This is a genomic window from uncultured Methanofollis sp., from assembly GCF_937919355.1.
Lineage (GTDB): Archaea > Halobacteriota > Methanomicrobia > Methanomicrobiales > Methanofollaceae > Methanofollis.
In genome coordinates, this window is sequence record NZ_CALFSA010000041.1 from 1 (window position 1) to 1,960 (window position 1,960).

Consider the following 1,960-nt stretch of genomic DNA (forward strand, 5'->3'; position numbering starts at 1 on the left):
GGTCTTTGCAGACCTCGGTATCGAGGGGGAGATCGTCATCGCCGATTCGTCCCACGATCGGACCCCCGAGATCGCCGCTTCACTCGGGGCTGTCGTCGTCAGGCCGGAGAAGATGGGCTATGGCAACGCGTATCTTGCCGGCTTTGCGCGGGCCCGCGGGACATACGTCGTCATCGGGGACGCCGACAACACCTACGACTTTCTTGAGATCCCGAAGTTGCTGGCGCCTCTCGATGCCGGCGCCGATATGGTCCTCGGGTCGCGCCTCCACGGGACGATCCTCCCCGGCGCCATGCCCGCCCTCCACCGCTATATCGGCAACCCCCTTCTCACCTGGCTCCTGAACAGGGTCTTCCACACCCATATCTCCGACGCCCATACGGGCTTTCGTGCGATCCGGCGGGACGCCCTGGAGTGCCTCCACCTGAAGACCGGCGGGATGGAGTTCGCCTCCGAGATGATCATCGAAGCGGCGCTCGCCGGCCTCCGCATCGAGGAGGTGCCGATCACCTACCACCCCCGCCTCACCCCCTCGAAACTCCAGAGTTTCTCCGACGGCTGGCGGCATGTCAGGTTCATGCTCCTCTACAGGCCGGTGCCGTTCCTTGCCGTACCCGGCCTCTTCTTCGCCTTCTTCGGCCTTACCCTGATGCTCATGTTCCTCATGCGGGGCGACGTCGAGACCTACCGCATCCACTCCTTCATCCTTGCGTCCCTCGCTTTCATCGGCGGTCTCGAGGGCATGCTGATGGGCCTCATCATCAGGGTCTTCTCCGTCGTCCACGGCTACGGGCGGGAGAGCAAGGCCGTGTCGAGGCTGCTGAACTACAATATCCTTGAGTGGGGGATCGCCGGGGGCGGCATCATGATGGCGGCCGGCGTCATTGTCGGCCTCGGCATCGTCTACCAGTGGGCCTCGGCGGGCTTCGGTTCCCTCTTCCAGATCGCGAATGCAGTCTGGGCCCTCGCCCTCTTCCTCGCCGGCATCCAGGTCCTCTTCGCGGCGGTCTTCGTCAGCATGATGCTCCTCAAGGCCGATCAAAAAGAGGAATAACCGTCTCTGGCGGACCGCCTGAAACACGAGCGGTTCGGCAGAACATCTTTTTCAGCCGATCTCCCCCTCAGCATGGCCGAGCAGTGCACGGCTAATGGATTTCTGCGCCGGGATCTCGTGAGTTAGAACATCCCAGACGATTTCCCAGTCCACACTGCCAGACCCGGTGATAGAGGCGTTACCCGGAGAGGGCCGCCTCGTCCGTCACCGTGAAGGTGGTGCCTGTCCCGGCGATCCTGTACGGCCCTGTCGCCCTGACCGCACCGTTATCGCTTTCGGTTGCGTACGGCAGGACAAACGTCCCGTTCACGCTCTGCTGCCTGTAGGTGAATGCACGCCCGCTGTTCGTGACAAGGGGCAGTTCGACGACACCCTCCCCTTTCACGACCGCACCCGGCACATGTTCGAAGACCTTGACGCTTTTCGCCGGGTCCTTCGACGACTCGTAGATCAACCTGTAGTGCGTGAGGGCCGGGACCGTGTCGAGGGGGAGGGCCGGGTTGTCGCTGAGTACGACGGCGCCCTGCCCTGCCGGTGCGCTCATGGTGTACGCCTCCGCCTTCTCCCTGATATCGTCGAGCGGGCCGCGGAAGACCTGCCTGATCTGGGGGTACCCCCGCGTGGCGAGGGTGCTGTTGTCATATGCGACGCAGTAGGCGTCCGACGGTTCGGTCATCGACCCGTCCAGTATCTGCAGCCTGGTCGCCATCGTGTGATAGTAGGGAGCGTCATAGACCCACGCAATCTTCTGTCCTTCTGTCTGGGCGGCGTTCGGCGGCAGGAAACCGCGTGCGTACGGGCGCATCCCTGCTCCGGGGTTTATCCAGGACGCGATGGTTGCGAACTTTCCTGTCATGGTCCTGCCGTCGGTGATGATATAGCGTGACCCCGCCGCCTCGACTGCGT

Annotated in this window: 1 protein-coding gene and 1 pseudogene; one reads left to right on the forward strand and one right to left on the reverse strand. The window is 63.4% G+C overall.

Annotation, left to right across the window (positions count from 1 at the left end; translation table 11 throughout):
* Nucleotides 1-1,054, forward strand: a 1,054-nt coding sequence (locus Q0520_RS02085; protein ID WP_298665941.1) for a glycosyltransferase family 2 protein, incomplete at its 5' end; no start/stop codon positions are given.
* Nucleotides 1,055-1,232: 178 nt separating this feature from the next.
* Here the strand turns inward: Q0520_RS02085 and Q0520_RS02090 are convergent.
* Nucleotides 1,233-1,960, reverse strand: a pseudogene (locus tag Q0520_RS02090) (oligosaccharyl transferase, archaeosortase A system-associated); the annotation flags it as partial.